Origin of the sequence: uncultured Boseongicola sp. (assembly GCF_937988555.1) — a bacterium.
Taxonomy (GTDB): Bacteria; Pseudomonadota; Alphaproteobacteria; order Rhodobacterales; family Rhodobacteraceae; genus Boseongicola.
In genome coordinates this window covers 1-3,551 of record NZ_CALJXO010000240.1, presented here as the reverse complement: position 1 = coordinate 3,551, position 3,551 = coordinate 1, and the positions used below count along the sequence as shown (strand labels likewise).

General features: G+C 54.3%; 5 protein-coding genes and 1 pseudogene. All 6 read left to right on the top strand.

The window, feature by feature from the left end; genetic code table 11:
- Positions 1-187, top strand: a pseudogene (locus tag Q1B15_RS14730) (ISKra4 family transposase); the annotation flags it as partial.
- Between the two features lie 276 nt (positions 188-463).
- A complete protein-coding gene (locus Q1B15_RS14725) occupies positions 464-976 on the top strand; it encodes a DUF805 domain-containing protein (RefSeq protein WP_299754874.1) in 513 nt (170 codons plus the stop codon).
- Between the two features lie 132 nt (positions 977-1,108).
- A complete protein-coding gene (locus tag Q1B15_RS23500) occupies positions 1,109-1,177 on the top strand; it encodes a hypothetical protein (RefSeq protein WP_121999230.1) in 69 nt (22 codons plus the stop codon).
- Between the two features lie 694 nt (positions 1,178-1,871).
- Positions 1,872-2,348, top strand: coding sequence for a hypothetical protein (locus Q1B15_RS14715; protein WP_299754869.1), 477 nt, complete (start codon positions 1,872-1,874; stop codon positions 2,346-2,348).
- Position 2,349: 1 nt separating this feature from the next.
- On the top strand, positions 2,350-2,682 hold the full coding sequence (locus Q1B15_RS14710; RefSeq protein ID WP_299754867.1) for a hypothetical protein: 333 nt from the start codon (positions 2,350-2,352) through the stop codon (positions 2,680-2,682).
- Positions 2,683-3,148: 466 nt separating this feature from the next.
- The coding region (locus tag Q1B15_RS14705; RefSeq protein ID WP_299754876.1) for an IS6 family transposase at positions 3,149-3,551 on the top strand (403 nt) is incomplete at its 3' end.

Below are 3,551 nucleotides of genomic sequence, written 5' to 3'. Positions count from 1 at the left end.
TCGACGTCAGCAAGGGAAAGCAGTCTCAACGTCAAGGGCAGAAGGCCTCGTAAATGAGATCGCCAATGTGCGCATGGGAAAGAAACAACGCATGAGATGGTCCCCAAGAGGCGCGCACCGTGTTGCGGTTGTCAGGGCTGCGGTACTAGATGGAAGGCTCTCACCAGGACAGCTCAGGGCGGCATGATCCCCAGAGTTTTTCCACTTCCACGCCCATTGAATGAACCCATGATTGGACTCGAAGGCTTCATCTGGAAGCGTAAGGAGATCGTCCCTCTTTAGTCCATTGGCAGACGGAGCATTGCCACCATAGAAAACACGTCCCTTCTGGGGACACGCAGCTTGAAGTAAATCATTTTCCGCTCGGTTTCCCATTTGCACATGAAACTTGCATCGCCGCTGTTTTTCGTAAAACTTTCAGGGCGTAAAATAGGACTGCGAGAGCAACACGAGGAGTTTAAAAATGGGTTTCACGCAATCGGTCAAGACCTGCCTATCCAAGTATATCGTGTTTTCGGGCCGCGCGCAGAGATCAGAGTACTGGTGGTTTGTTCTGTTCGTAGTCCTGGTCAGCGTCGGGTTGGCGGTACTCAGTACGGTCCTTTTTGGCGCTGATCCGGAAACAGGACAGGGATCGAACTTGCTGAACTCCGTTTTCCAACTGGCGATGTTGCTTCCGATGCTCGCCGCGGGGTGGCGTAGATTACATGATACAGGTCGTCCTGGATGGTATCTTTTGCTTCCAATGGCCTTCAGCATTGCAATGATGTTCATGCTGCTGACCGGGGTTGCAGTTTTTTCAGCGCTCGAAACTGGCGTTGAAGACCCTGAGACTTTGAGAGAACCAGCAGCCTTTCTCGGTGCAACCGGTTTGATGGTCATGTTCGCGATTCAACTTGTCCTTTCTGTCTTGATGATCTGGTGGCTTTCGCGACCCTCACAGGAAGGAACGAATGAATATGGCGCACCGTCGTAGGATTACATGACCACTCACTGGCACCTCAATGCTGGAGAACCATTATTGCCTCCTCGTACGAGGAACCTTGGGAGTTAAAAATGAAAAACACTTTCTGGTCTGCGTGTCTGATGTGTTGTCTGTCGGCGGCCCCTGCACTGGCCGAATGGGGCTTCAGCGGCAGCCCGTTGCCAAATGCATTTATTCAGACAAACAACATGACGCTGGAGTTGCAGTGCGACAGGATCAGGTTCGCCCCGGCCGGGTATGAGGATTCGCAGGATATCGTACGAAAGAACGGCCTTTCCTTTCGTTTTCTGATAAACGGATCGCAAGAAGTTGCTGCTTTTCAGATGGGACGCGAAAACTCGTTCGTACAGATCGTCGACAACTATCCTGTCGAGATCCAGTTCAGCGACGAGGCGGATTATGCGTTCGTCCTCGACCAGATTGCCGCAAACGCCACCCTGAACCTGTCGATGGTAGACCAAGACGTCAGCTACGGCATTTTTGATCTTAAGGGATCAGGTACAGCCATCCAGTCACTCCGGGCCGAATGTCGTGCATTGGACCAAACCTCCGCGCCTATGGAGGCACCAGAAGGCGTGGTCTATTGCGGCGGCGATGGGATCAAACGCCAAATCGAGTTCGTGATCCTCAATAATGCTAGCGATGAATGGGACGCGCGCGTCACCGTGAACGGCGAAACCCAGCGAGCGATGACCGCCTACAGCTATTTCGGCAACTCTGAACCGGTCAAGGACTTCGTTGTTGCCCTACTGGCGGAGGATCGGGCCGAATTTCTGATCTTCCGGAACCGGAGGGAAAACTGGCTGGAGTTCGGCGATTATCGGTACGACCAATGCAACTGATGCCGAGATCGAGCGCCGCATCCAGCCTTGTTTGGATTGTCAGGATGCATTTCTGCGCGTTGCTTGCGACGGCTTTTACATTGCCGCAACCTGCCAGTGCTTCAGAAATATCTGAGCTCCCGGCGCAGCTTCAAGAAAAGGTCAATCAGGCGCAACAAGCCTGCTCTGACTTTGAGAACGGCGAATTCGCATTGGAATGGGGCGCTGTTGCGCGTGTGGATCTGGACGGGGATCTGAGACCTGACTGGGTGCTGAACGAGGTGCTCTTTGCCTGCTCGTCGGCCGTGTCCCTCTATTGCGGAACGGGCGGATGCATGTCGCATTTCCTCGTGGGTGACGTCATTGGCTCTCTTCTCAACCAGGGATGGGATGTCGTGGATCTTGGTCCCAACCGTGTTCTTCTCACCGATGTTCACGGGTCGCAATGCGGCGGGATCAATCCAACCCCATGTGTCGCTGCAAGCGCCTGGGACGCAGAAGATGGCATCTGGCGTAGCACAGCCGCGGAATGGGAGAAGTAGAATGGCAAAAACTATTCACTTGAAGCAGCTATTGGCATCCTTCTCCATCTTGCCAGCGGCGCTTTTCCTCGCTGGATGTATTGAGACGCCGGTTGAGGTTGCGGTCAGCGAACCGGACCCCGATCTCGTCTTTGTTCGCGGCTACCGGAGCCCGTCGGATGAATGCCAACTTGTCGGCGAAAGCGCATTCACCGTAGACTTTCTTGATGATGCCGCCGATCTTGTAGCGTGTCCGACGGGCAGCTCAGCAATGCAAACGCTTATGGCTGAGACGGGATCACGCATAGTCACCCAGACGAACAGCTTCTCGTTCTTCAGCTTGCCCTACCGCTGAACCTGTAAACTCAGGACGGACTCCCAATTCTGGAAAGTGGGCCTGTCACACCTCACGTAGAGTGAAGACCTGTCTTTGCCACGATGGTGGCGTCAGCCAAGTGATCCAGCCTACGGTATCCGCACAGCGGACCTTGGTGCAAACCGCAGCGAATGGCCGCAATCCGCCCTTAGTGCCAAATGCTGCGCTCGCGAACCCTGAGATTCTGAGGCCGCGACGAACAGCTGGAAGGTTCGCATTGCCGACCTTGACGGACCGCAGATTAAACGTCTGCTTTGGCAGGAAATGCTGCAGGCGCGTAAGCTCCCTTATGTTAACCTGGATCGGTGGGTACGGTTATGTTAACCTTCAACGCCAATGCCTATCGTAGGGGCATTGTCACATAAACTCGACGATCGGCCTGACGGCCGGTATTTGTCGTTGAATGGGAAAGATTTCCTACGCACGCCACCGATTTCCGCCATAGATAATCCAACGAGCCGTCTGGCTCTACTTTCGCTTTCCGCTGAGCTTTCGCGACGTCGAGGAAATGCTGGCCGAACGCGGGATCAATGTCAGCTATGAAACGATCCGCCGCTGGATCTTGAAGTTCGGTCCGGCAATTGCCGCTAACGTCAGGTCACGCAGAGTTCGACCTTCGGGAACCTGGCATCTTGTCGAGGTCTTTGTCCGAATTGGTGGCCGGCGAACATACCTGTGGCGCGCGGTTGACGATGAAGGCGAGGTTCTTGAAGTCCTGGCCCAATCTCGCCGGAACAAGCGCGCGGCCCTTAAACTTATGCGGAAACTCCTGAAAAAGCAGGGGTACATTCCGGATGAGATTATTACCGAGAAACTGGGGCCTTATTCTGCGGCACTTCGGGAACTTG